Annotated in this window: 23 protein-coding genes and 2 riboswitches; of the genes, 17 read left to right on the top strand and 6 right to left on the bottom strand. The window is 37.6% G+C overall.

What is annotated here, in order from left to right; all coding sequences use genetic code 11:
* Positions 1-97 precede the first annotated feature (97 nt).
* The 3 genes from AA0X95_RS22305 to AA0X95_RS22295 all read left to right on the top strand — a co-directional run bounded on the left by AA0X95_RS22305 (position 98) and on the right by AA0X95_RS22295 (position 2,732).
* Entirely contained in the window at positions 98-571 is a 474-nt protein-coding gene (locus tag AA0X95_RS22305) for a hypothetical protein (protein ID WP_413301696.1), read from the top strand.
* A 293-nt stretch (positions 572-864) separates the two neighbouring features.
* Positions 865-1,611: an RNA polymerase sigma factor SigI gene (gene sigI / locus AA0X95_RS22300; RefSeq protein ID WP_413301694.1), complete on the top strand. Its 747-nt coding sequence runs from the start codon at positions 865-867 to the stop codon at positions 1,609-1,611.
* Complete coding sequence (locus tag AA0X95_RS22295; protein WP_413301692.1) at positions 1,608-2,732, top strand: anti-sigma factor domain-containing protein; 1,125 nt, start codon at positions 1,608-1,610, stop codon at positions 2,730-2,732. The genes sigI and AA0X95_RS22295 overlap by 4 nt, the downstream gene beginning before the upstream one ends.
* Before the next feature lie 42 nt (positions 2,733-2,774).
* On the opposite strand, the gene AA0X95_RS22290 is transcribed toward AA0X95_RS22295, so the two are convergent.
* Together AA0X95_RS22290 and AA0X95_RS22285 are read right to left on the bottom strand one after the other, a co-directional pair.
* Entirely contained in the window at positions 2,775-2,978 is a 204-nt protein-coding gene (locus AA0X95_RS22290; RefSeq protein ID WP_309865511.1) for an alpha/beta-type small acid-soluble spore protein, read from the bottom strand.
* Positions 2,979-3,090: 112 nt separating this feature from the next.
* Positions 3,091-3,447: a DUF3905 domain-containing protein gene (locus AA0X95_RS22285; protein ID WP_413301690.1), complete on the bottom strand. Its 357-nt coding sequence runs from the start codon at positions 3,445-3,447 to the stop codon at positions 3,091-3,093.
* A gap of 131 nt (positions 3,448-3,578) precedes the next feature.
* On the opposite strand from AA0X95_RS22285, the gene AA0X95_RS22280 reads away from it, so the two are divergent.
* A complete protein-coding gene (locus AA0X95_RS22280) occupies positions 3,579-3,740 on the top strand; it encodes a hypothetical protein (protein WP_413301688.1) in 162 nt (53 codons plus the stop codon).
* 141 nt (positions 3,741-3,881) lie between these two features.
* Here the strand turns inward: AA0X95_RS22280 and AA0X95_RS22275 are convergent, their stop codons facing one another.
* The gene (locus AA0X95_RS22275) at positions 3,882-5,618 is read right to left on the bottom strand and encodes a B12-binding domain-containing radical SAM protein (RefSeq protein WP_413301686.1); all 1,737 of its coding nucleotides are present in this window, start codon (positions 5,616-5,618) and stop codon (positions 3,882-3,884) included.
* A gap of 398 nt (positions 5,619-6,016) precedes the next feature.
* On the opposite strand from AA0X95_RS22275, the gene AA0X95_RS22270 reads away from it, so the two are divergent.
* The 3 genes from AA0X95_RS22270 to AA0X95_RS22260 all read left to right on the top strand — a co-directional run bounded on the left by AA0X95_RS22270 (position 6,017) and on the right by AA0X95_RS22260 (position 10,037).
* Positions 6,017-7,030, top strand: coding sequence for a 2-oxoacid:acceptor oxidoreductase family protein (locus AA0X95_RS22270; RefSeq protein ID WP_413301684.1), 1,014 nt, complete (start codon positions 6,017-6,019; stop codon positions 7,028-7,030).
* Positions 7,030-9,324: a thiamine pyrophosphate-dependent enzyme gene (locus AA0X95_RS22265; RefSeq protein WP_413301682.1), complete on the top strand. Its 2,295-nt coding sequence runs from the start codon at positions 7,030-7,032 to the stop codon at positions 9,322-9,324. The genes AA0X95_RS22270 and AA0X95_RS22265 overlap by 1 nt, the downstream gene beginning before the upstream one ends.
* Before the next feature lie 128 nt (positions 9,325-9,452).
* Entirely contained in the window at positions 9,453-10,037 is a 585-nt protein-coding gene (locus AA0X95_RS22260; RefSeq protein WP_413310170.1) for a metalloregulator ArsR/SmtB family transcription factor, read from the top strand.
* A 454-nt stretch (positions 10,038-10,491) separates the two neighbouring features.
* Here AA0X95_RS22260 and mtnK read toward each other — a convergent pair whose 3' ends face one another.
* Positions 10,492-11,676 (bottom strand): S-methyl-5-thioribose kinase, encoded by a 1,185-nt coding sequence (mtnK, locus tag AA0X95_RS22255; protein ID WP_413301680.1) that lies wholly within the window; start codon positions 11,674-11,676, stop codon positions 10,492-10,494.
* A gap of 99 nt (positions 11,677-11,775) precedes the next feature.
* Positions 11,776-11,932, bottom strand: a riboswitch (SAM riboswitch).
* Between the two features lie 106 nt (positions 11,933-12,038).
* Positions 12,039-12,824 (bottom strand): carbon-nitrogen family hydrolase, encoded by a 786-nt coding sequence (locus AA0X95_RS22250; protein WP_413301678.1) that lies wholly within the window; start codon positions 12,822-12,824, stop codon positions 12,039-12,041.
* A gap of 120 nt (positions 12,825-12,944) precedes the next feature.
* On the opposite strand from AA0X95_RS22250, the gene AA0X95_RS22245 reads away from it, so the two are divergent.
* The 6 genes from AA0X95_RS22245 to AA0X95_RS22220 all read left to right on the top strand — a co-directional run bounded on the left by AA0X95_RS22245 (position 12,945) and on the right by AA0X95_RS22220 (position 18,147).
* Positions 12,945-14,123 carry a pyridoxal phosphate-dependent aminotransferase gene (locus AA0X95_RS22245; RefSeq protein ID WP_413301676.1) on the top strand — a complete coding sequence of 393 codons (1,179 nt, stop codon included), beginning with the start codon at positions 12,945-12,947 and terminating at the stop codon, positions 14,121-14,123.
* 78 nt (positions 14,124-14,201) lie between these two features.
* A riboswitch (SAM riboswitch) is annotated at positions 14,202-14,310 on the top strand.
* A 72-nt stretch (positions 14,311-14,382) separates the two neighbouring features.
* Positions 14,383-15,594, top strand: a complete 1,212-nt coding sequence (gene mtnW, locus AA0X95_RS22240) for a 2,3-diketo-5-methylthiopentyl-1-phosphate enolase (protein ID WP_413301674.1) — start codon at positions 14,383-14,385, stop codon at positions 15,592-15,594.
* Positions 15,595-16,269, top strand: coding sequence for a 2-hydroxy-3-keto-5-methylthiopentenyl-1-phosphate phosphatase (locus tag AA0X95_RS22235; protein WP_413301672.1), 675 nt, complete (start codon positions 15,595-15,597; stop codon positions 16,267-16,269).
* Complete coding sequence (locus AA0X95_RS22230; RefSeq protein WP_413301670.1) at positions 16,263-16,892, top strand: methylthioribulose 1-phosphate dehydratase; 630 nt, start codon at positions 16,263-16,265, stop codon at positions 16,890-16,892. Before AA0X95_RS22235 ends, AA0X95_RS22230 begins: the two co-directional genes overlap by 7 nt.
* A 104-nt stretch (positions 16,893-16,996) precedes the next feature.
* A complete protein-coding gene (locus AA0X95_RS22225; protein ID WP_413301668.1) occupies positions 16,997-17,530 on the top strand; it encodes a 1,2-dihydroxy-3-keto-5-methylthiopentene dioxygenase in 534 nt (177 codons plus the stop codon).
* A gap of 374 nt (positions 17,531-17,904) precedes the next feature.
* Positions 17,905-18,147 (top strand): Spo0E family sporulation regulatory protein-aspartic acid phosphatase, encoded by a 243-nt coding sequence (locus AA0X95_RS22220; protein ID WP_413301666.1) that lies wholly within the window; start codon positions 17,905-17,907, stop codon positions 18,145-18,147.
* 56 nt (positions 18,148-18,203) lie between these two features.
* Here AA0X95_RS22220 and AA0X95_RS22215 read toward each other — a convergent pair whose 3' ends face one another.
* Positions 18,204-18,959 (bottom strand): ZIP family metal transporter, encoded by a 756-nt coding sequence (locus tag AA0X95_RS22215; RefSeq protein ID WP_413310168.1) that lies wholly within the window; start codon positions 18,957-18,959, stop codon positions 18,204-18,206.
* Between the two features lie 370 nt (positions 18,960-19,329).
* On the opposite strand from AA0X95_RS22215, the gene AA0X95_RS22210 reads away from it, so the two are divergent.
* Genes AA0X95_RS22210 through AA0X95_RS22195 form a run of 4 tightly spaced genes read left to right on the top strand, consistent with a single transcriptional unit; the run spans position 19,330 to position 22,793 of the window.
* Positions 19,330-20,154 (top strand): electron transfer flavoprotein subunit beta/FixA family protein, encoded by an 825-nt coding sequence (locus AA0X95_RS22210; protein ID WP_413301664.1) that lies wholly within the window; start codon positions 19,330-19,332, stop codon positions 20,152-20,154.
* A 35-nt stretch (positions 20,155-20,189) separates the two neighbouring features.
* Positions 20,190-21,221 (top strand): electron transfer flavoprotein subunit alpha/FixB family protein, encoded by a 1,032-nt coding sequence (locus AA0X95_RS22205; RefSeq protein WP_413301662.1) that lies wholly within the window; start codon positions 20,190-20,192, stop codon positions 21,219-21,221.
* Positions 21,214-22,509 carry an FAD-dependent oxidoreductase gene (locus AA0X95_RS22200; protein WP_413301660.1) on the top strand — a complete coding sequence of 432 codons (1,296 nt, stop codon included), beginning with the start codon at positions 21,214-21,216 and terminating at the stop codon, positions 22,507-22,509. The genes AA0X95_RS22205 and AA0X95_RS22200 overlap by 8 nt, the downstream gene beginning before the upstream one ends.
* Positions 22,509-22,793: a ferredoxin family protein gene (locus tag AA0X95_RS22195; RefSeq protein ID WP_307289207.1), complete on the top strand. Its 285-nt coding sequence runs from the start codon at positions 22,509-22,511 to the stop codon at positions 22,791-22,793. Before AA0X95_RS22200 ends, AA0X95_RS22195 begins: the two co-directional genes overlap by 1 nt.
* The last annotated feature ends 165 nt before the right edge of the window (positions 22,794-22,958 follow it).

Here is a 22,958-nt window from a genome sequence, read left to right as displayed (position 1 = left end):
AAATTATATTCGCCCCTGTTAATTTGGCATCAGACTGGATAAGCTATATTGAACAGTTATTTACTTAAAAAAAAGCCTAAAGAAGCGGGATATAACTATGAAAAAGATGAGCAGATTAGAGGCCGTTTTATGGAATATAGCGTTTCCGGGTTTCAGCCAATTGATTATTGGTCAGTATTTTAAAGGCGTGTTGTTTGTCATATTAGAAATAGTTGTGAATGTTATGAGCAGATTTAACCGAGCGATTATGTACAGCTTCCTAGGTGAAATAAAGAAGGCTGAAGCGGTTATAGACTATCAATGGCTTATGTTCTATCCATGTCTTTATATGTTTTCTATGTGGGATGGCTACCGTTCTGCAATGCCTGATAATGAAAAATATTCTTTTTTGCCATTTGTATCTTGTGCTTATTTTGTCACTGTTGGATTAATGGTGTCACCTAAGGTATCAATTTTTCAAATTCATCCCGGCCCAGTTTTTTTACCAATGCTGTTTTTAATTCCTGGGTTACTAGTTGGATTCCTTTTTAAATACTTATTGGCCTTTTTCAACAAAAAACAAATGGTTTAATGGACGCGCTTTAGATCAGTATAATCTGGTTTAAAGCTTTTTATTTGGGAAAATTTTTTAATAAACCCCCAAAACTGTCTAAGCTGTCTCGTAATTATGTAGTGAATAAACGATCACATAAGAATGAGGGATGTCCAAGATCGTATCGGATTTAATTAATAAATATTTATCGAGCCTAAACAATATTTAGGAAAAGATAGCCATTGTTGGAGTTATCTTTTTGAAATTGCTTTACCCCCATAAAGTCCAAGGTAACGTTCGTATGTTATAATTGGTCGAATAGAGGTGAGCAAATGCTAAGTTTATTGTTTATGGCTAAAAAGAAAAAAAGAACCTTGGAGGAAACCGTCCTTCAAATTCAACAGGGTGACAAGGATCTCCTTGACGAAATTATTGACGCCTACAAACCTTTTATTGCAAAGACTGTTTCTTCCGTATGTAGACGGTATATCTATGAAACTGATGATGAATTTAGCATAGGGCTAATTGCATTCAATGAAGCCATTGAAAAATATTCCCCAGAACGTGGAAGCTCATTACTGAGTTTCTCAGAAGTAATCATTAAAAGAAGAGTTATCGACTATATACGTAAACAAACAAAAAATCAACATATTAGTATTGATTTAACTAATTCAGCCCAAGATGAAGAAACAGCTGGGACCATTATTGTTAATGAACTTTCTCTTGATGATTATCATAAAAAGAATGATGAGCAATTAAGAAAAGATGAGATAATCCATTTTCAAACCCTATTAACTACTTTTGATTTAAGTTTTAGTGATCTAGTTGAAAATTCTCCGAAGCATGTGGATGCACGGAAAAATGCCATCCTCGCAGCGAAAATGTTAGTAGCTGACCAGGAATTAAAGGATTTTTTACTTGAAAAGAAACGTCTTCCTATTAAGCAGCTTGAAACAATGGTAAAAGTCAGTAGAAAGACTATCGAGCGGAATAGGAAATATATTATAGCTATTGCTCTTATCTTATCGAGTGATTATGTTTACATGAAGGATTATATTAAGGGGGTGTTAGACACATGAAAAAGGGAATTATAATGGAAATACATGAAGGGTTTTTAACGCTTTTAACCCCCGACGGAGAGTTTTTACAATCAAGGAAACAAAATCAGCCCTATTCAATAGGAGAAGAAATATATTTTTTTCCGATTGAAAGCGTGAATGGAGTTAAACCAAAACATTCAATAAGAAACAAAATTAGGCTTAAAGCCGTCTGGATCGTGATGGCGGCACTTATGATTTTTATGGGAACTTTTATTCCTATGTATCAAGATAGTAAGGCCTATGCCTATATGTCTATTGATGCTAACCCAAGTATTGAACTGGGTGTGAATAAAAAGATGCAAGTTGTGAAATTAACCGGATTTAATAAAGAAGGAAAAGAGATTATTTCACACTTGAAGAATTGGAAGAAGGAAGACGTTTCGGAATTAACCAAAGTTATCCTTGCTGAGATGAAAAAGGGTGGTTACTTAAAAGAGAACACCCAAGTCCTTATTTCTACGGTGCGTATCGAGCAGCCTGTAGAAAATGTTGAAGATCAATTACAGAAGAAAATAGATACGATTGAAGCAACGGTAAATAAGGAAAAATTAGAACTAATTGTTTTTACTGGTACTGAAAAGGAATATAAAAAAGCTCATAAGCAAGGCCTTACTACTGGGAAATACCAGTATTCTCAAGGGGAATCCAAACAAGAGAACGGGAATATCATTGAGAAAAAGGATGAAAAAACTTCTGTTCCAGCACAATCACCATCTGATATTTCAACCCCACCGGGACAATCAAAGAAACAATTTGATAATAATGGTAAACAGTCTAATTGGGATAACGGTGAAGAAAAGGGGAATATGGGTAGGAATACGAATTCTCCAGGATACTTGAAAAAGATGGAAGAGGGAAATTTGAAGCAAAACCAAGGGCAATACAGGAAACACAACGATTCACAGTGGAAGAATAATGAGGATAACGGCTCAGATAATAATAACAATTATAGACAGAATAATAACAATTATAGACAGAATAATAACAATTATAGACAGAATAATAACAATAATGCTCATAGCAATGAACGAAACAGTGACCGTAACGAAAGCAATAATCAGCATGAGGATAAGGGGAATAATAATCGAAAAGATAGGTAAAGTCCGGTGCTTAAGACCGGACTTTTTTCCATTTGTATGAAGTTATTCTTTCGTAAATTGTCCAGAAAGTTGAGCTTGAGCTTGTTGTACCAGCCTTTTAGTGATTTCTCCGCCCACCGATCCATTTGCTCTTGATACTGTATCTGAACCCAATTGAACTCCAAATTCTTGTGCTATTTCATATTTAACCTGATCTAGGTACTGTTCAATTCCAGGCACTAATAGTTTATTACTGCTGTTAGCCATTTCAATTCAACTCCTTCTTTTCTCCAGAGGATTCTTTCCTCTGTAAAAGTATTATTTTATTTTTTTATTGGTTTCATGAGTGGAAATGTTTTTCGTAATTGGATAATAAATTTTAGTCCGTCCCTTTACTAACATCCTTTGTAGGGTGCATAAATGGAACACCTTGTGGTTTTCGTTTGCTTTCCAGTAGTTCCCGGTTTTCGGTTGTATTCCACCCGATATCATTCGTTGGATGAACCCATTCATCTCCAGCCATTACCGATGGGTCTGTATCTTTGGACCAATTTTCTAATGGTGAGTTTTTAGAAGCGTATAAACTGTCTCCGATTGTTACGCCATGTTTGTTGACAAAGGGGTCTTCCATCTTTATTCCAGTTCCTTCAAAGCTTGGAGCATTTATTTGATGTGGCATGGTTTCGTTAATTGAAACGTCTTCAATTGACGATTTAGTGTCTTTTGAATGTTTCATTACTCATCACTCCTTTTTATATTATTTTCTGCCTGTAGTTTTTTTTTATTTATGAAAAATAAGGAAGGAAAGGAATGAACGTATTTTGTTAAAACTATAGCTGTACTAATTAACTTTAGGAGGGTTTCTGTATGGCAAAGCGAAAAGCAGAATTTGATGCTGTAACCAAATATTCTAAAACACCTCATAAAAATGTTCAGGAAAGTGAATTCTCAGCGGAATTTGCCGACAATAACAACGCAATTAGAGGAGCGAATCGCAATTCTAAACAAGGCAAGAAGGGTAGAGGTTAATGAAAAGTCGTAGAAAAACTCCTCCGCGTATCCCAGTTGAGGAATTTAGTGTTGAATATGGAGACGTAAATGGGAAGTCGCTTTACGAAACTAAAAAGTCCAATAAAAAAAATAAATAAGCCGGGTACTCCCGGCTTATCGTTAGGTTGTAAATATAAGCGTTCGATTGTTTGTAGGATCGAAATAAGCTAATAAACAGGCAGGTTTCTTTTTAATTTCGCCCGTTGCTAGATACTTTGTTAAATTAAATGAAATTTCTTCTAGCATCGTGTGTTTAAATAATTCCTTTTCCTCAAGGTGTAAGTCAATAAAATCTTCTCCTAAGAGGTTAGGGTTCTCAATAAACTTTTTATATAATTCTGTTCGTTTATTCTTATCATAGCTTGCTTCCCACCAAGGTTTTCTTGGTTTGTATTTATGATTGATTAAATAATCATATTTCATTAAATCTGCAACTACGTCAAGATTATTCACTTCTTTCTGTTCAAGGAAAGAATATAACCTACGGAATAAATCCTCTAGCTGATGACCAATTCTTGACCAGCCGCGCTCATCCCAGTAGCTGCCAAACTCTTGAAAGAAATCAAATGGAGAAGAAAAAACATGTTTGACCAAGTATTCAACTGTATGATCCATCCTATGGTCATTCCAATATTTTTCTAGCACATCTTCAACTTGTTTAATCCTTACAATATCGTCAAAGGAAAGGACATTGTTGCTTAGAATTTCATATGGAGAATGGTCCATATATACATATTGATGTTGCTCAGCACGCAATCGAACTCCTGTGCCGCGAAGCATTTTTAAGAATCCTAATTGTAATTCCTCGGGCCTCATCTCAAAAACATCGTTAAAGGTTTTTCGGAAAGACGCATAGTCCTCTTCAGGCAATCCTGCGATTAAATCTAAATGCTGATCGATCTTGTTACCTTCCTTTACCAATGTCACTGTTCTTGTAAGCTTGGCAAAGTTTTGTTTCCGCATGACTAATTCATTTGTATAATCATTTGTAGACTGAACCCCGATTTCAAATCGGAAAAGCCCTTTTGGCGCCTCTTGATTAAGGAATTCAATTACTTCAGGTCTCATAATATCAGCTGTTATTTCGAATTGGAAAACTGTTCCAGGTAGATGCTCGTCAATTAAGAAACGAAACATTTCCATGGCATAACTACGGCTTATATTAAAGGTACGGTCAACAAATTTAATCGTCTTTGCTCCGTTTTCCATTAGATATCTAATATCAGATTTAATTTTTTCTCTATCAAAATACCTTACCCCTACCTCAATGGATGAGAGGCAAAACTGGCAGCTAAATGGACAACCTCTACTAGTTTCTATATAAGTTACCCGCTTACCTAAGTGAGGGATATCTTCAGGAAGTCGGTAGGGTGATGGAAGCTCTTTAAGATCTAGCTTATTCATTTGAGGGGTTATGATCACCCTATCTTCAGAACGATAAGCAATACCATGTACGTTGCGATAATTGTTATTCGTTTCAATTTCTGTAAGTAACTGCTTAAAGGTAAGTTCACCTTCACCCATTACAATAAAATCTACCTCAGAATGTTTTTCCATCCATTCCATCGTATCGTAGGTAACTTCAGGTCCCCCTAAGACAATCAAAATAGAAGGGTCAATTTTTTTTAGCATATTGACCACTTTGAGTGTCTCTTCAATGTTCCAAATATAACAACTAAATCCAATAACGGCCGGTTTGGATTGATAAAGGTCTGACACAATGTTCATAACCGGGTCTTTAATCGTATATTCTTTGAGCTGTATAGTAAATTCGGGAGCGGCATAAGCCTTTAAATAGCGAATTGCAAGGTTTGTATGGATGAACTTTGCATTCAACGTAGAACAAATTACATTCATAAACTGGCTCCTTTTCAATGATAAAACAAAAAATAATTATATCTTATTTTCTACCAAAAAGATAGCAGACAAACAGGCTGTAAGGTTATGGATTCATATTATCGTCTTTGTGTCCAATAGATTTGAACTGTTATATTACAAATGGTCATCTGTTATATAATTGAAGGTTACGAATTAATCCAGTTATAGTAATGTTTCTTCAGAAAAATTTAAATGTGTTTCAAAAATTTATTCCATTGTTTGACTTTTGTCACAGCTTAATATTTTTGAATGTCTTACAATGTTCATGGGGAAGTTAATTTTTTATGACATTTTCAAGGTATTTTTATGAACGAATAAGAGTAGCCATAAGGCCCAAAAAGCCAAGGGTACACTTTTTAACAATGGGGAGGGACATTATGTCTATTTTACCGAAAAAAAATGAACTTGGTTTTTTTGAAATTCGACTTGAATCAATCGGAGGTTTAGGTGCAAACCTAGCTGGAAAAATGTTGGCGGAAGCTGGTGTTCTTAGTCTTGGGTTGAAGGGTTCCAACTTTTCATCCTATGGCTCAGAAAAAAAGGGCTCTCCTGTAAAGAGCTTTATCCGTTTTTGTGAACCAGATGTAGAAATTAGAGACCATAGTCCAATTGAACAGCCACATATCGTTGGTGTTTTCCACGAAGCCTTATATAAGACAGTTAATGTTGTCAGTGGCTTAGATGCAGAGGGAATCGTTTTAGTCAATACAGAAAGAGATTTTGATGAAGTTAAAAGGGATTTACAGCTAGAAAATGGAACTTTAGCCATTATTGATGCCTTAAGTATTGCGGTTGAAGAAAAAACTAAAGTAAATACAGCGATGCTCGGTGCTTTATACCGAATTCTAGATTTCTTAGATCCTGAATCAATGAGAGATGTTATACGTAAAACATTTACAAAGAAATATCCGCATCTTGTTGAACCAAATATTCGTACGTTTGATCGTGGATATAATGAAGTGAAATTTAAAACCTACGAAGTTCCAGAAGGGGCGGAAGGTAAAGCCTTCACTCGTCCACTTCCGATGCTAGGGTATACAACTCAGGAAATCGGAGGAGTTCTAGTTTCACAGGCAAATAGTATTTTTAAAGATTTAAGTGGTTCCCGTCAAGGTTTCCTTCCAGAATTCCAGCAAGAAAAATGCATACATTGTGCTGCCTGCGATAACGTATGTCCAGATTTCTGTTTCGTTTGGGAAGAGGGAGAAGATAAGCGTGGCCGAAAGCAAATGTTCCTTAAGGGAATTGATTATCAATATTGCAAAGGCTGTTTAAAATGCGTGGAGGCTTGTCCAACAGATGCGCTTGGTGATCTTCGTGAAATGATTGGGTATGCAGACGCTAACCGCGTGAAGCAAAACTTTCCTTATGTTACAGGAGGTAGTTTCTAATGGCAACTTTAGAAGATAAATTAACAACTCAAGCGATGGCAGAACAAATTTCAACTTTTGAATCAGGTAATGAAATGGCTGCCATGGCTGCTGCTCAAATCAACTATCATATCATGGGGTATTTCCCAATTACACCTTCTACGGAGGTAGCGCAATTCCTAGACCAAATGAAGACTCGTGGCGAGCATGATATCAAATTAATCCCTGCAGATGGTGAGCATGGTTCAGCTGGTATTTGCTACGGCGCTGCTGCTACAGGCGCCCGTGTTTTTAATGCAACGAGTGCAAATGGATTACTATATATGATTGAACAGCTTCCTGTACAATCAGGAACACGTTTCCCAATGGTAATGAATTTAGTTACACGTTCTGTCAGCGGTCCACTAGATATTAGAGGTGACCACTCTGACCTTTATTATGCATTAAACACTGGCTGGGTTATTTTAACAGCCAAAACACCGCAAGCTGTCTATGATATGAATATTATGGCACTGAAAATTGCCGAGCATTCGAAGGTACGCTTACCAGTTATTGTAGCGTATGATGGATTCTTCACTTCACATCAAAAGCGGAGGGTAGAATTCTTCAAGGACCGCCGTGTTGTTCAACAATTTGTTGGAGAGTGCCCAACGGATTACAATTTTGCTAGAGACCCTAAAAAACCAGTTACCATTGGTGCGCATATGAGTGGTGATGATTTTATTAATAATCACTTCCAACAATCCGAAGCCATGTATAATGCTGGTGAGGTATTTAAAGAAGTAGCTGCTGAATATTCGAAACTATCTGGTAGAGAATATCCAGTCCTTGACCTATATAATATGGAAGATGCAGAAGTGGCGTTATTCTTATTAAATTCCGCTGCTGAATCAGCTAAGGATGTCGTTGATCAGCTTCGTGCAAAGGGAATTAAGGCAGGAGTCATTAGTCCGAATATTATCCGCCCATTCCCTGCGAAGGAAATTCGTGAAGCTCTTAAAAACGTGAAATCCTTATTAATTGGGGAACGTGCCGATTCATATGGAGCTAATGGTCCGAATTTAACACATGAAGTGAAATCAGCTCTTCAAGATGACCGTAATAACCAAACGATTGTTTTAAGTCGTGTTTTCGGTCTTGGAGGAAAAGACTTCTATGCTAGTGATGCTGAGAAGTTCTTTGAAATGGCTATCGATACGATGGAGAAAGGCTACGCCGAAAAACCATTTGATTACTATGGCCATATTCCAGGTAACACTGAAAAGATTCTTAAGCCGGTTATTTTACCGCAACATGGAGATGTGTATAAATCAGGTTTAATCGATGTGAAAATGGATGAGGAAACCAATAAGTTAAAAGTGAAAATCCCACCGCTTCGAGCTCTTACTGGTAAACCAAAGAGAATCGCTTCTGGTCATGGAGCTTGTCCTGGATGTGGAATTTTTGCCGGACTTGAGCTATTCTTCAAAGGGATTGAAGGAGATATTGTTACTCTATTCCAAACAGGTTGTGCTTATGTTACAACAACAGCTTATCCGCATACATCTCATAAGCAAACGATGATGCACAACTTGTTCCAAAATGGTGCTGCAACCTTATCAGGTACCGTGGAGGCTTTCATGGAATTAAAACGCCGTGGGGAGATTCAAGTATCAGATGATGCTACGTTTGTTATGATTACAGGAGATGGCGGTATGGACATCGGAATGGGATCTGCAATCGGTACTGCTCTTCGTGAACATAAATTGATTATGCTCGAATATGATAATGAAGGTTACATGAATACAGGCTCTCAAATGTCCTATTCTACACCAATTGGCCATATGACAAGTACTTCTGGAGTTGGTAAGACACAGAGAGGAAAAGCCTTCCATCATAAGGACACAGCACAAATTATGGCTTCAACAAATATTCCTTACGTATTCACAGGTTCAGAGGCGTTTCCACAAGACCTTATCAAGAAGGGAGCAAAAGCACAGTGGTATGCGCAAAATGTAGGAACTGTGTATGGAAAGCTTCTAATCACTTGTCCGCTTAACTGGAAATCTGATGACCGTTACGGTACAACAATCGTTGAAACGGCAGTAAATTCCTGCTTCTTCCCACTTTATGAAGTAGAGCAAGGGGTTACAAACATTACGTATAACCCAGAAGAAAAGAACAAACGAATTCCACTAGCTGATTGGTTAAAATATATGGGTAAAACCAAACATTTGCTAAAAGATGAAAACAAGCCAATATTAGAAGATTTTGAAGCAGAAGTAGAAAAAAGATGGCAGCGTTTAAAAGCTAAACACGAAAGTCCAATGTTATAAGTTTTATAGAAAAAGCAAAGTGCTTTCTGTGCACTTTGCTTTTTCTTTTGATATTCTTATTGACAGAAAAATTAAAGTTTGATATATATCTAATTAGATGAATATCAAAATTAGAGGTGTATACGATGATGCAGCTAAACCGTTTAGTCGCGTTTTATAAAACAATGGGTGATCCAACGAGAGTGAGGATCGTTGCTCTTTTAGCTAAGGGTCCTCTTCATGGTCAGGCGATCGCAGGTAAACTAGGTCTAACAGCACCAACCATCACACATCATTTGAAAAAACTGAGAGAAATTCATGTGGTATATGAAAGAAGAGATAAAAATACGATTTACTTCTATTTAAATGAATCCATGATTAAACAACAAGCACAGGTATTAACGGAATTACTTGAAAAAAGAGGAGAGGAGCTGGGGAACATGGTGGAATCTAGTTTAGAGAGACAAAAAGTATTGGAGAATTTCTTTACTAAAGATGGGAAATTAAAAAGCATTCCTGCTCAAAGGAAGAAGAAATTAATCGTTTTTGAACATATCGTTAAGGGACTAAAAGCAGGCAAAAAATATGAAGAAAAAGAACTAAACGAGTATATCAAACAATTCCATGATGATTATGCTACCATACGTCGGGAATTCATAGTAAATCATTACATGTATCGGGAAAACAGTATATACGAACTAAACCCAGAAGAAATGTGGGCAAAACCACAATAAAAAGGAGGGTGAATGAGTTTGTCCCTCATAGGTGTTATGAAGGCCATTTTTTATGTAATTTAATGAAGTTATGTCTTTCATAGGTGTTATGAAGGACATTTTTTATGTAATTAAATGAAGTTTTGTCTTTCATAGGTGTTATGAAGGCCATTTTTTATGTAATTTAATGAAGTTATGTCTTTCATAGGTGTTATGAAGGACATTTTTTATGTAATTAAATGAAGTTTTGTCTTTCATAGGTGTTATGAAGGACATTTTTTATGTAATTTAATGAAGTTTTGTCCTTCATCAGAGTTATGAAGGACAGATCATAAGCAATCTTAAGAGTTTTGTCCTTCATTAATAGTAGAATTCTAGTTGATGTATAAAAAGAATCAAAGCGTGAATTCTTATGTGAATTCACGCCTGAAACATATGTGACTGACCTTTTTGAACCCATATCGGATTCCGTTTCCTAGAGTCCTTCTCTAACTGTACGAATGAACGCAGTGAGGTCTTTTATTTCTTTTCTCTGTTTTACAAGGATTTTTCCAAGTTCTAAAGAATGGCGCTTAGCTGCCAATCTTGTCTGCTCATCCTCAATTCCATCCAAATCTGATACATGGGCGAGGCCGATGGTTCTTCTGATCAACTCGCATCCAGCAAATCCGATTGTATCCTCAAAGAATTTAGCCAGCTGAAAGCGTAGGAATGAAGGGGTCTTAGCTAATGGTTCTTTGTTTTCTGTATTCCATAATTGTGAATAGTGCTCTTCAAAGACATTCCAAACAGTTTCAATATGAGTTAAAAACAGTTCACGTTTTGGCACGTTCACAATGACTTGGAAGAGTAAATTAGCAAAAACTTGACCAATGTCAAATCCAGCAGGTCCGTAAAAAGCAAATTCAGGGTCAATTACTTTTGTTTCGGAATCGTCAGCAAAGACACTTCCTGTATGCAAGTCGCCATGAAGAAGTGATTCAGCCTCGTTTAGGAAGCTTCTTTTCAAAACATTAACATGAAACTTTAGCTCATCATCCTGCCAAAGATCTTCCACTACTGGACGCAACCCAGATTCAAATTCATTTGTTTCTGCGTCAAAAAATGGATCTGTAAAAATTAAATCCTCAGTAATCTTGCATAGCTCTGGGTTAATAAATTGCTGAACTTTTGCCTTTTTCTCCGCTGGAGTTAGCGCATAATCTGAGGTGAAAAATAAAGTTCTAGCCAGATACTCACCTAAATGCTTAGAAATGAGAGGATAGGTCGCACCTTTAATAAAACCTGTTCTAGCAATTAAGAGATGGGATAAGTCCTCCATTACAGTTACAGCTAAAACATCATCTGTGTAATATACCTTTGGTACGAAATTTGGAGCAATTTGACCAAAATTTTTTAAGGCTTCAGCTTCAATTTTCGCCCGTTTAAGTGTTAGTGGCCAGCTTTCACCCACGACCTTTGCATAAGGTAGAGCTTGTTTGATAATGATACTTTTTCCTGATTCTTGATCAACCAAGTGGAATACAAGGTTAAGATTGCCATCACCAATTTCCTTACAAGATAGGTTTGCTTTTTCAGAGAAAATATTTAAATTAATTGCTAATTCGATTGCAGTTGCTTCAGTTAATGGTTTGTACGTTGTCTGTTTTAGTAGACTCATAATAAATACCTCCTTAATTTGGAGGCTCTGTTGTACTTTTCGCACAAAAAAGCCTCTTTCTTGTCTGAAAGAGGCTAGAAGATGTATGTTTCTTCGCACCTCTTATCTCTCAGAAAGGACATCCTTCTGTTGGAATTAGCACCGTGCCTTGTAGGGAATTCCCCTGAGGAAATATAATTAAAGCGCCCGTTTGATGGGTTAAGGTCGGTTGCTGGGCTTCAAAGGGCCAAATCCCTCAGCCAGCTCATGATAAGAGTAAATCTAATATTCTATTTTTTCAGTATGATAAAAACTATAACAGGATAAAAAGATAGGTGTCAATAAAATTTTGAAAATATTATTAATTTTTAAATTTGAAACTTCTAACGATAGTATTCTGGCTTTCTATCTGCGAAAATAGGGATTTGTTTGCGTATACCTTTAACTAGGTCCATGTTTAATTCTGCAGATAGGATTTCCTCTTCATCCTCAGCTTCAGCAATCACTTCTCCCCAAGGGTCAATAATCATACTGTGACCAGCAAATTTATTATTTGGATCACTTCCAGACCGGTTGCAGGCAACAACATAACATTGATTTTCAATTGCTCGAGATATTAACAAGGCCCGCCAATGTGCTAAACGTGGTTCAGGCCATTCTGCGACCACAAATAGTGCTTCAGCACCAAGTGAAGTATGGGTACGTATCCATTCAGGAAAACGGATATCATAACAAATGACTCCCGCAAACTGACGATTTTCTAATTGGAATAGGCCTTTTTCTGTACCTGCCTCTAAATAAAGGTGCTCATCCATAAGCTTGAATAAATGCAATTTACTATATTGATGAACCAACTGGCCTTCGTTGTTAATGATAATCAAAGTATTTTTTACTCCGCTATCATTGCGGGCTGCAACGGATCCTCCAACGAAATGAACTTGGTATTTTTTTGCTGCCTCCTGTAGAAACTGAATCGTTTGTATCGCTTGGTCATCTGCAATTTCATCAAGCCGTGTTAAGTCATATCCGGTAGTCCAGAGTTCAGGTAAGACGAGAATGTCAGGCTTCGTTTCCATTGCTTTTTCAATCAGTCTTTCAGCAGAATGATAGTTTTCATATGGATTACCAAAGGCGATATCCATTTGTATACAAGATATGTTTAATTTCAAAGAATTTTCCCTCCGGTTCGAAATATCAGAATTTTTTCTTTACAAGCTGTTATAAAAGTTATATCATTTGTGACTAGAATTTCAACAAAAATTTGTAATGAATAAGCAGGTGAGAGAGTGATGAAACAATTTCCACCATCAGAGCTATTAAATAGTCTGCCAAAACAATTTTTTGCAGGCCTTGTAAAGAAGGTTGGAGAGTATATTGCCGAAGGGCATGACGTGATAAATTTAGGACAAGGAAATCCAGATCAGCCGACACCAGAGCATATCGTGTCAAAATTACAGGAGGCGGCAGCTAATCCCATCAATCACAAATATTCTCCGTTTCAGGGGCATAGATATTTAAAACAGGCAGCAGCTGATTTTTACTTGAGAGAGTATGGAGTAACGATCAATCCTGATAAGGAAGTGGCTATCCTTTTTGGAGGAAAAGCAGGGCTTGTAGAAATTCCACAGTGCTTGTTGAATCCAGGGGATACCATTCTTGTACCAGATCCCGGTTATCCAGATTATTGGTCAGGTGTGGCTCTGGCAAAAGCGGAAATGGTTACCATGCCATTGAGGGAGGAAAATGCATTTTTACCTGACTACACCGAACTTTCTTCCGAATCGTTATTAAAAGCAAAGGTAATGTTTTTGAATTACCCCAATAATCCTACCGGTGCTGTGGCCACTGAAGAATTTTTCAAAGAAACTGTGAAACTGGCAAACGATCAAAATATTTGCGTTGTTCACGATTTTGCTTACGGTGCCATTGGTTTCGACGGTCAGAGACCGATAAGCTTCCTAGAAACCGAAGGGGCTAAAGAAGTAGGAATCGAAATTTATACTTTATCTAAAACCTACAATATGGCTGGCTGGCGTGTAGGATTTGCAGTAGGTAATGAAAGTGTGATTTCTGCGATTGAACTCCTACAGGATCATCTGTATGTAAGTTTGTTCGGAGCGGTTCAAGAAGCGGCTGCTACAGCCTTAATTGCGTCACAAGAATGTGTTAGAGAATTGAATGAACTATATGAGCGAAGAAGAAATGTATTAATTAAAGGACTTCGATCGATAGGATGGGATGTAACCGCACCAAAGGGTTCTTTTTTTGCATGGCTTAAGGTACCTTCTGGGTACACATCTGGACAGTTTGCTGAAATTCTACTTGAGCAAGCACATATTATGGTCGCACCAGGTATTGGTTTTGGTGAATATGGTGAAGGCTTTGTACGTGTGGGCTTATTATCATCCGAAGAACGGTTAGCTGAAGCTGTCAGAAGAATTAGTTGTTTAGAAATGTTCAAAAAATAAGTTGACAAATGTTTTTTTTCTTGCGATAATCCAAAATAAAGTTTAACAACTTATAAAAGTGAATAAATACGAATCGTTTTCTTATCAAGAGCAGGTGGAGGGAAAAGCCCTATGAAGCCCGGCAACCGACTTAACAAATGTTAAGCACGGTGCTAAATCTTGCAGCAATCTGGCTGAAAGATGAGAAGATGTTAGTTTGTGATGCTAACCTCTTCTTTTCGAAGAGGTTTTTTATGTTTTCTGAAGGGAAGTTGAAAAAATGTCTGAAATAATTGCCACATATCTTGTACATGATGAAAAATATCCGGAGAAAAAAGCAGAGGAAATTGCACTTGGATTAACGGTAGGTTCTTGGACGAATCTTCCTGAGCTCGAGCAGAACCAATTACGCAAGCATAAAGGCCGAGTCGTTTCAATTGAAGGGAAAGACTCTGAAAGAGAAGGTCTAGCCATCATTCGAATTGCCTATCCAATCATTAACTTCTCTTCCGACTTGCCAGCGATCTTAACCACTGTTTTCGGAAAACTGTCCTTAGATGGAAAAATAAAATTACTAGATTTGCAGTTTGATGATCGTTTGAAGAGTCATTTTCCTGGTCCTAGATTCGGTATTGATGGAATTCGAGAGAAAATAAACGTATATGAAAGACCATTAGTGATGAGCATCTTTAAAGGCGTACTTGGTAAGGACATACACTTTTTGGTAGAACAGTTAAAGCAGCAAGCTCTTGGTGGTGTTGATTTAGTCAAAGATGATGAGATTCTCTTTGAAAATGAATTAACACCTTTTGAAAAAAGAATTACAAAAGGAAAACAAGTGTTAAATGAAGTTCTGGAAGAGACTGGTCATAGAACGCTGTACGCAGTAAACCTGACTGGGAGAACCTCACAACTTAAGGACAAGGCAAAAAAAGCGGCTGAGCTGGGAGCAGACTTACTATTATTTAATGTCTTCTCCTATGGATTAGATGTCCTCCAAGAATTAAGAGAGGATTATGAGATTGGGTTGCCTTTAATGGCACACCCAGCAGTAAGCGGCGCGTTAACTTCTTCATCCCAATATGGCTTTTCCCATTCCTTGCTTCTTGGGAAGCTTTTACGTTATGCAGGTGCCGATTTATCGCTGTTCCCATCACCATATGGAACAGTGGCATTAGAAAAAACATCTGCACTTTCGATTGCAGCTGAACTCACGAAAGAGGATGTTTATAAAAAGGCCTTTCCAGTGCCATCAGCAGGAATACATCCAGGGTTGGTATCCTTGTTAATTCGTGACTTTGGAATCGACTCAGTCATAAATGCAGGTGGTGGCGTTCATGGGCATCCAGACGGTGCTCGGGGAGGTGGCCTTGCCTTCCGACAAGCAGTGGATGCTATTCTTCAGGGAAACACACTCTCAGTAGGAGCGGAGCAGTATCCTGAACTTAAAAAGGCACTTCAGCTTTGGGGAAATGCCGAGGTGACGGTCTAAATGACAAAGCCGGTTATTTATTGTGACTTTGATGGAACGATTACAGAAAGTGATAACATCATTGCTATAATGAAACAATTTGCTCCTCCTGAATGGGTGGGAATAAAGGATTCAATTCTTTCTCGTCAGATTTCAGTGAATGAGGGTGTGGGGAAATTATTTTCCTTATTGCCTAGTAATAAGAAGAAAGAAATAACGGAATTTGCAATTGAAAATGCAAAAATCCGACCTGGCTTTAAGGAGTTTGTAGGGTATGTTCGGGAAAAGGGTATTCCCCTCTATATTGTAAGTGGCGGTATAGACTTTTTTGTCCATCCGATCCTAGCAGAATACGCTCCTTTTGATGGAGTGTATTGTAATCATTCTGATTTTTCTGGAGAAACAATTAATATACTTTGGCCACATGAATGTGATTCCTCTTGTAACAATGATTGTGGTTGCTGTAAGCCAAGTATTATGCGTAAACTGAACAATCCAAAGGGGAGTTTTAAAATCGTAATAGGCGACTCTGTAACCGACCTAGAGGCTGCTAAACATGCTGACTTTGTGTTAGCGAGGGATTTACTTCTGGAAAAATGTATGGAATGGGGTATTAACCATCAAGGGTTTCATACTTTCTTCGATTGTATCGAGGAAATAAATAAAAGAATTGAGGTGGGTGAGCTAACATGTTAAAGGAAAGATGGGCAGAATTAGCCGATATTAAGGATGAATTGGCAGAGAGAGATTGGTTTATGGGGACAAGTGGAAACCTTGCCATTAAAGTGAGTGATCATCCGCTTCAATTTTTAGTGACTGCTAGCGGGAAGGATAAACGTAAGCGGACTGCAGAGGATTTTTTACTAGTGGATGAATTTGGCAGACCGGTAGAAGAGACACATTTAAAACCGTCAGCAGAGACACTTCTTCATGTGGAGATTTATCGCAAGACACAAGCAGGTTGTAGTCTTCATGTTCATACCATTGATAATAATGTGATTTCAGAGGTCTATGGTGATCATGGAGAGGTTACCTTCAAGGGTCAAGAGTTAATTAAGGCTTTTGATAAATGGGAAGAGGATGCCATTTTAAAGATACCTATTATAAGAAATTATGCACACATTCCTACACTTGCAAATAAATTTTCAGAACATGTTTCCGAAGACAGCGGTGCTGTACTAATCCGAAACCATGGAATTACAGTGTGGGGACGGAATGCATTTGAAGCAAAAAAAATCCTAGAGGCATCTGAATTTTTATTCCGTTACCAACTGCGGTTACTCGAACATAAACCATACCAATTATTTAAGGTAGTTTAAAAGAGAAAAATATGTTAAAGCTGTAAGTTGAATTGAAGCACCTGGAGCGGAAATCAAAATGAAGATTACATTTAAAATACTTATACAGGAGAGGCTGATTTATAATGGCATATATTACATTTCAAAAGAAAGAAGATCAAATTCACGAGCCGGAGGCAGTTGCAAGCTTCCTAGAAAGTCAGGAAGTTATTTATGAAAACTGGGATATTAGCAAGCTTCCAGCAACGTTAGTAGAAAAATATCTTTTAAGCGATGAAGAAAAAGAAGAAATCTTAAACACTTTCGAAACCGAAATCGCAGATATTTCTGCCAGACGTGGTTATAAAGCACAGGATGTAATCTCATTATCTGAAAACACACCAAATCTTGACGTATTACTTACTAATTTTAAAAACGAGCACCATCACACAGATGATGAAGTTCGTTTTATTGTAAGTGGTCACGGGGTATTTGTTATTCAAGGTAAAGATGGAGAGTTTTTTGAAGTTCATTTAAATCCTGGTGATTTGATCTCTGTACCAGAAAATACAAGACATTATTTTACACTTGAAGAAGACAGAAAGGTTGTTGCAGTAAGAATTTTTGTTACAACCGAAGGCTGGGTTCCCATTTACGAAAAAGAAGAAGTAGAACTTTAAAAAAGGAAAACTGACTGCAACAGATGTAGTCAGTTTTTTTATCTATTTTGAATTCATTTTTCGGAGTTGGAAGTATTTTGGAAAAATTTTTATCATTAGCTTAATAATCCATTCATAAAAAAGATACTTGTTCAATCATTTTCCTTACTAATTTTCCGTGGTAAATTTTGTCATTATGCAATCGACGGGGGTCGGAGACAATTGTCGTAAAAGCTTGAAAAAATCGAAGAAATTTGTCGAAAAACGAAAGAAATAGAATGTTTTGTCTACTTTTGCGAATGTATTTACTTTTAAAGAAATTCTTGTCATAATTCTTCAAGTAGTCAACTTTTTTAGTGAATTACAGTAACAGGGTAATGAGTAGGAGGATAACATTGTACAAGGATAGTATTAATCAAAATGAAATGATAGAACAGATAAGGGTCAAAAGGGAATTAATGATAAATTGTGCAAACACGTTGGGCTATACAAGTGAGGAAACAATTAAATATAGCCAAGAGCTTGATGAATTAATTAATGATTACCATAGGGTAATGGGACAAGCTTCCAGACCAAATGAAGAAGTTATAATTGCTTTTAAACAAATGATTATGATTTGGCCAAAAGTATTAGTCTAAATGGAATTTGGAGAGGTACAAAGCAGCTAAAATACATTGAGAAGATACTTGTCCTATTAAAAAATATCAATTATTAACACCATAATTAACAGCCCCACGATAAACGCATAGGTTGATACCCGCTCATTTCCGTCTCCGTGACTTTCGGGAATTAATTCTTTATAAATGATAAATAACATCGCACCTGCCGCAAAAGATAGGCCATATGGAACAAGGCCTTGAACAAATGAAGTTAAAAAATACCCTAATAATGAAGTAACAATTTCAATAGCACCTGTTAAGGTCGCTATGATGAAGGCCTTCCATTTACTAATTTGCTGGTTTATTAAAAAGAGAGCGACAAGAAGGCCTTCTGGAGCATTTTGAAAACCGATTGCTAATGCGATCAAATTTCCAGTATCTCCTTCTACAGATGCATAGCTTACACCAACAGATAGACCTTCAGGGATATTATGTAAAGTAATAGCAGCGATAATTAACAAAGCTTTTTCATCGAAATGAATTCCCTTTTTATTATGTTGTAAGTCCATGTGGGGAATATTTTTCTCCAAGAGAGTTAGTACCCCTACCCCTAACCAAACACCGACAAAAAGGGATAGATATCCTCCATATTTGAGGGCCTCCGGAATCAACCCAATAGTAGATGCTGCCATCATAATACCTGCACTAAAGGCTAACAATACGTCCTTCCATCGATGCGTAATAGAATGATGAATAAATAAGATCAGTAACGCTCCAGCTCCAGTAGATAAAGCAGAGAGTACACTCCCAAAAATAACCCCTTCATTTCTTTCCTCCTTCCTTATAATCATAAAATCTACAATTTTAGACAGTACTGTGATTTTTATCATTGTTTATATCCCAATATTTCATATAGTTATATTAGTGCTATATTTATACAATCTCACATCATGATTAACTACATATCTTACCACAATTTGTCGTTACTTCAACTTTTATCATTATTTTAATCCTACTCCCTAGAATCTACCCAAGTTTGTCATGCTTATTTAGTTTATCCGAAGTTTCATTGATTTTTGGAAGAAAAAAAAGAAAACCATCATTGTTTGGTACTATGCTTGTGTTACGGTTCATATTATCGTTAATAAAAGCATTTTTTATAACCAAAGGAAGCAAACGCTTTCACCAATCTTAGACTATATGGAGGAGGGAAAGTCCTACATGCACATTGTCGTATGTGTCAAACAAGTACCTGATACAAAAATCATTAAAATTAATCCTAAAACAAACACACTCGACCGCCGAAGTGCTCCGGCTATTTTAAATCCTTATGATGCACATGCTGTTCAAGAGGCTGTGAAAATTAAGGAAAAAACGGGAGGTACCATATCGGTTTTGTCAATGGGACCACCGCAGGCAACGGCTGTAATTAAAAAAAGTATTGAAATAGGTGCAGATAGAGGTTATTTGATTTCTGATCGTGCCTTTGCGGGTGCAGATACACTTGCAACAAGTTATGCCTTATCTAAAGCATTGGAAAGAATCGGGAAGGATCTACCAGTAGATTTAGTGATTTGTGGGAAACATGCGATTGACGGAGATACAGGACAGGTTGGACCAGGAATCGCAAGAAGGATGGATATTCCACCAGTTACAAATGTAATTGAAGTTACAGAAGTTAATCAAGTGGAGAAGACCATTTTAATCAAAAGAAAATTAACCAGCGGATATGAACTCATTCAGTCTGAGCTACCTTGCTTATTAACAGTTGAAAAAGAAATAAATGAAATCGACTACTCGCCAATGACGAACATGATTAGTGCAGCAAGATATGAACCTGTTATCTGGGCAGTAAGTGATCTTGAGAATGTTGAACGTTCTCAATTAGGACTTAAGGGTTCACCGACCATTGTAGGAAAAATGTTTACACCTCCACGACCAGAGGGTGGTAAAAGACTTGAGGGTACTGCTGATGAGCAAGTGAAGCAGCTCATGGAATTGTTAATAGAGAAAAAAGATCTGTTAACAATCCAGTCATCTAAATAACAAAGATTAATCAGTTGCCGCAGGGAGGGGTTTACATGAATCTAGACGATTATCGTGGGGTCTGGGTCTTTATTGAACAAAACGAAGGTAAAATAGAAGGCGTTTCACTCGAATTGCTTGGTGCCGGTAGAAAGCTGGCAGATAAACTGCAAGTCCCCTTAGCAGGATTCTTATTAGGTAGTGAAATTAATCCATTAGCCAATCAGGTAATAGCCTATGGTGCTGATGAGGTGTATGTCATTGATCATCCGGTATTGAAAGATTATCGGACTGAATCTTATATGAAGGGTGTAATGCTGCTGGCTCAAAAATATATGCCAGAGATTATCCTTTACGGAGCAACACCAAATGGAAAGGATTTAGCAAGTGCGGTCGCAACCGATTTATCTACAGGCTTAACGGCGGACACAACGATGTTGGATGTGGATACTGATAATAGATTGCTAGAAGCAAGCAGACCAGCATTTGGTGGAAATATTATGGCTACCATCCTATGTAAAAAACATCAACCGCAAATGGCCACTGTTAGACCAAAAGTAATGAAGGCATTAGACCCAGATGCAGGCCGTCTTGGTAAAGTCATTGAAGAAAAAATTTCACTGCAAGAAGAAGATATGCGGACAAAAGTACTCCAAATTGTGAATGACGTAACAAAAAAAGCTAATTTAGCAGAGGCACATGTCATTGTATGTGGTGGAAAAGGTATGGGAGATTTTCAAAACTTCCAGCTGATCCATGAGTTGGCAGAAACTATTGGGGCAAGTGTGGGCGGTACACGTGATGTTGTAGAAGCTGGATGGCTACCGCACGAACAGCAAGTCGGTCAAACGGGAGAAACTGTGACCCCAAAGATTTATTTTGCTATTGGTATTTCAGGAGCGATTCAACATGTAGTTGGTATGAAGAACTCCGAGTTCATCGTCGCTATCAACAAAGATCCAAATGCACCAATTTTTGATGTTGCAACATATGGAATTGTAGGAGATGCATTGGAAGTTCTACCTAAACTAATCGAGCAATTTAAGCAGCTCAGATCAGAAAAAGGCGGTGTTGTAAGCTATGCCTGAGAAATTTGATGTGATTGTCGTTGGTGCGGGTCCTGCAGGTACCTCCTGTGCTCTGACTTGTGCGAGAAATGGATTAAACGTTTTGCTTATCGAAAGAGGAGAATACCCAGGTGCCAAAAACGTAATGGGTGGAGTGTTATATCGAAAGCAAATGGAAGAGTTAATTCCTGAGTTTTGGAAGGAAGCACCTCTTGAGAGACCAGTGATTGAACAGCGTTTTTGGATGATGGATAAAGAATCAGTTGTTTCCTTCGGCTATAAAGGTCTTGAGTGGGCCGTGGAACCTTATAATAACTTCACTGTTTTGAGAGCACAGTTTGACCAGTGGTTTGCGCAAAAAGCAGTCGAGGCTGGAGCGCTTCTAATCAACGAAACTGTTGTTACAGAATGTATTGTTGAAAATGGCAAGGTAGTAGGTGTGCGAACGGACCGGCCAGATGGAGAAGTATACGCCGATGTCGTAGTACTTGCGGACGGAGTAAACTCACTCTTATCTAAACAGTTAGGCTTCCATAAAGAATTTCGACCAGATGAAGTGGCTTTGACTGTAATGGAAGTGGTGAATTTATCTAAAGAAAAGATTAATGATAGGTTTAATCTGGAAGATAACCAAGGCTGTACCATAGAGATCTTTGGGGATTCAACAAAAGGTAACCTCGGAACAGCTTTTATTTACACAAATAAAGAAAGTATTAATATTGGGGTAGGTACTACTCTTTCCAGTATGATTAAAGCAAAATTAAAGCCGTATGAGCTGCTTGATTACTTGAAAACTCACCCAATGGTAAAACCATTAATTGCGGGTGGAGAATCTGCAGAGTATCTTGCCCATCTCATTCCAGAAGGCGGTTATCGTTCGGTTCCTAAGGTTGCTGGAAATGGAGTAGTTGTGATCGGTGATGCTGCTCAGCTTGTTAATGCTATCCACCGTGAAGGTTCGAATATGGCCATGCATTCTGGTTTACTAGCAGCTGAAACGGTAATTGAGGCGAAACATCGGGGCGATTATTCGGAGTCCAGCTTAAATCTCTACCGTGAGAAGTTATATGATAGCTTTATTATAAAAGACTTAGAGAAATATAAAGATGCTGCACATACATTTGAAAAGTATCCACAATACTTCAATGAGTATGTTCCAATGATGAATAAGGCTATGAGCAAATTCTTTACAGTAGATGGAACACCAAAACGAGAAAAGCAAAAGCAAATTATGAAGAGTGTTACAGCTGAAAAAGGAACATTTCGAGTGTTGCAAGATATTTATCGTGCTTGGAAGGCGGTGAAATAATGTCAACGAAGAATATTGAAGAAAAACAGTATCTTCTCCGTTTTAAGTGTGACACGAAGTCTCATTTGACTGTGCTTGATCATGATGTATGTATGACCCAATGTCCCGATAAACTTTGTACAGTATTTTGCCCAGCTGAGGTGTATAAGTGGGAAGGAACAAGAATGCAGGTTGGCTACGAAGGCTGCCATGAATGCGGAAGCTGCCGGATTGGCTGTCCGTACCAGAACATCAAATGGGAGTATCCAAAGGGTGGACATGGAATAGTGTTTAGACTTGCATAGAATAATAGAAAAAGTGTTGTTCGCGCTCTGCCGTGAACAACACTTTTTTTGATATAAGGCTGTGTTAAAGGTTAATGTTGTTTTCATAGTCAATGTTGATTGGAGTGGAGGGCGCGAAGACTCCTGCGGGAGTACGGGGCAGGGGAGACCACGCAGGAGCGCAAG

The organism is Neobacillus phoenicis (genome assembly GCF_047302305.1).
Lineage (GTDB): Bacteria > Bacillota > Bacilli > Bacillales > Cytobacillaceae > Neobacillus.
Note: the sequence above shows the minus strand (reverse complement) of the source record. Positions and strands in the feature narration are given on the sequence as shown.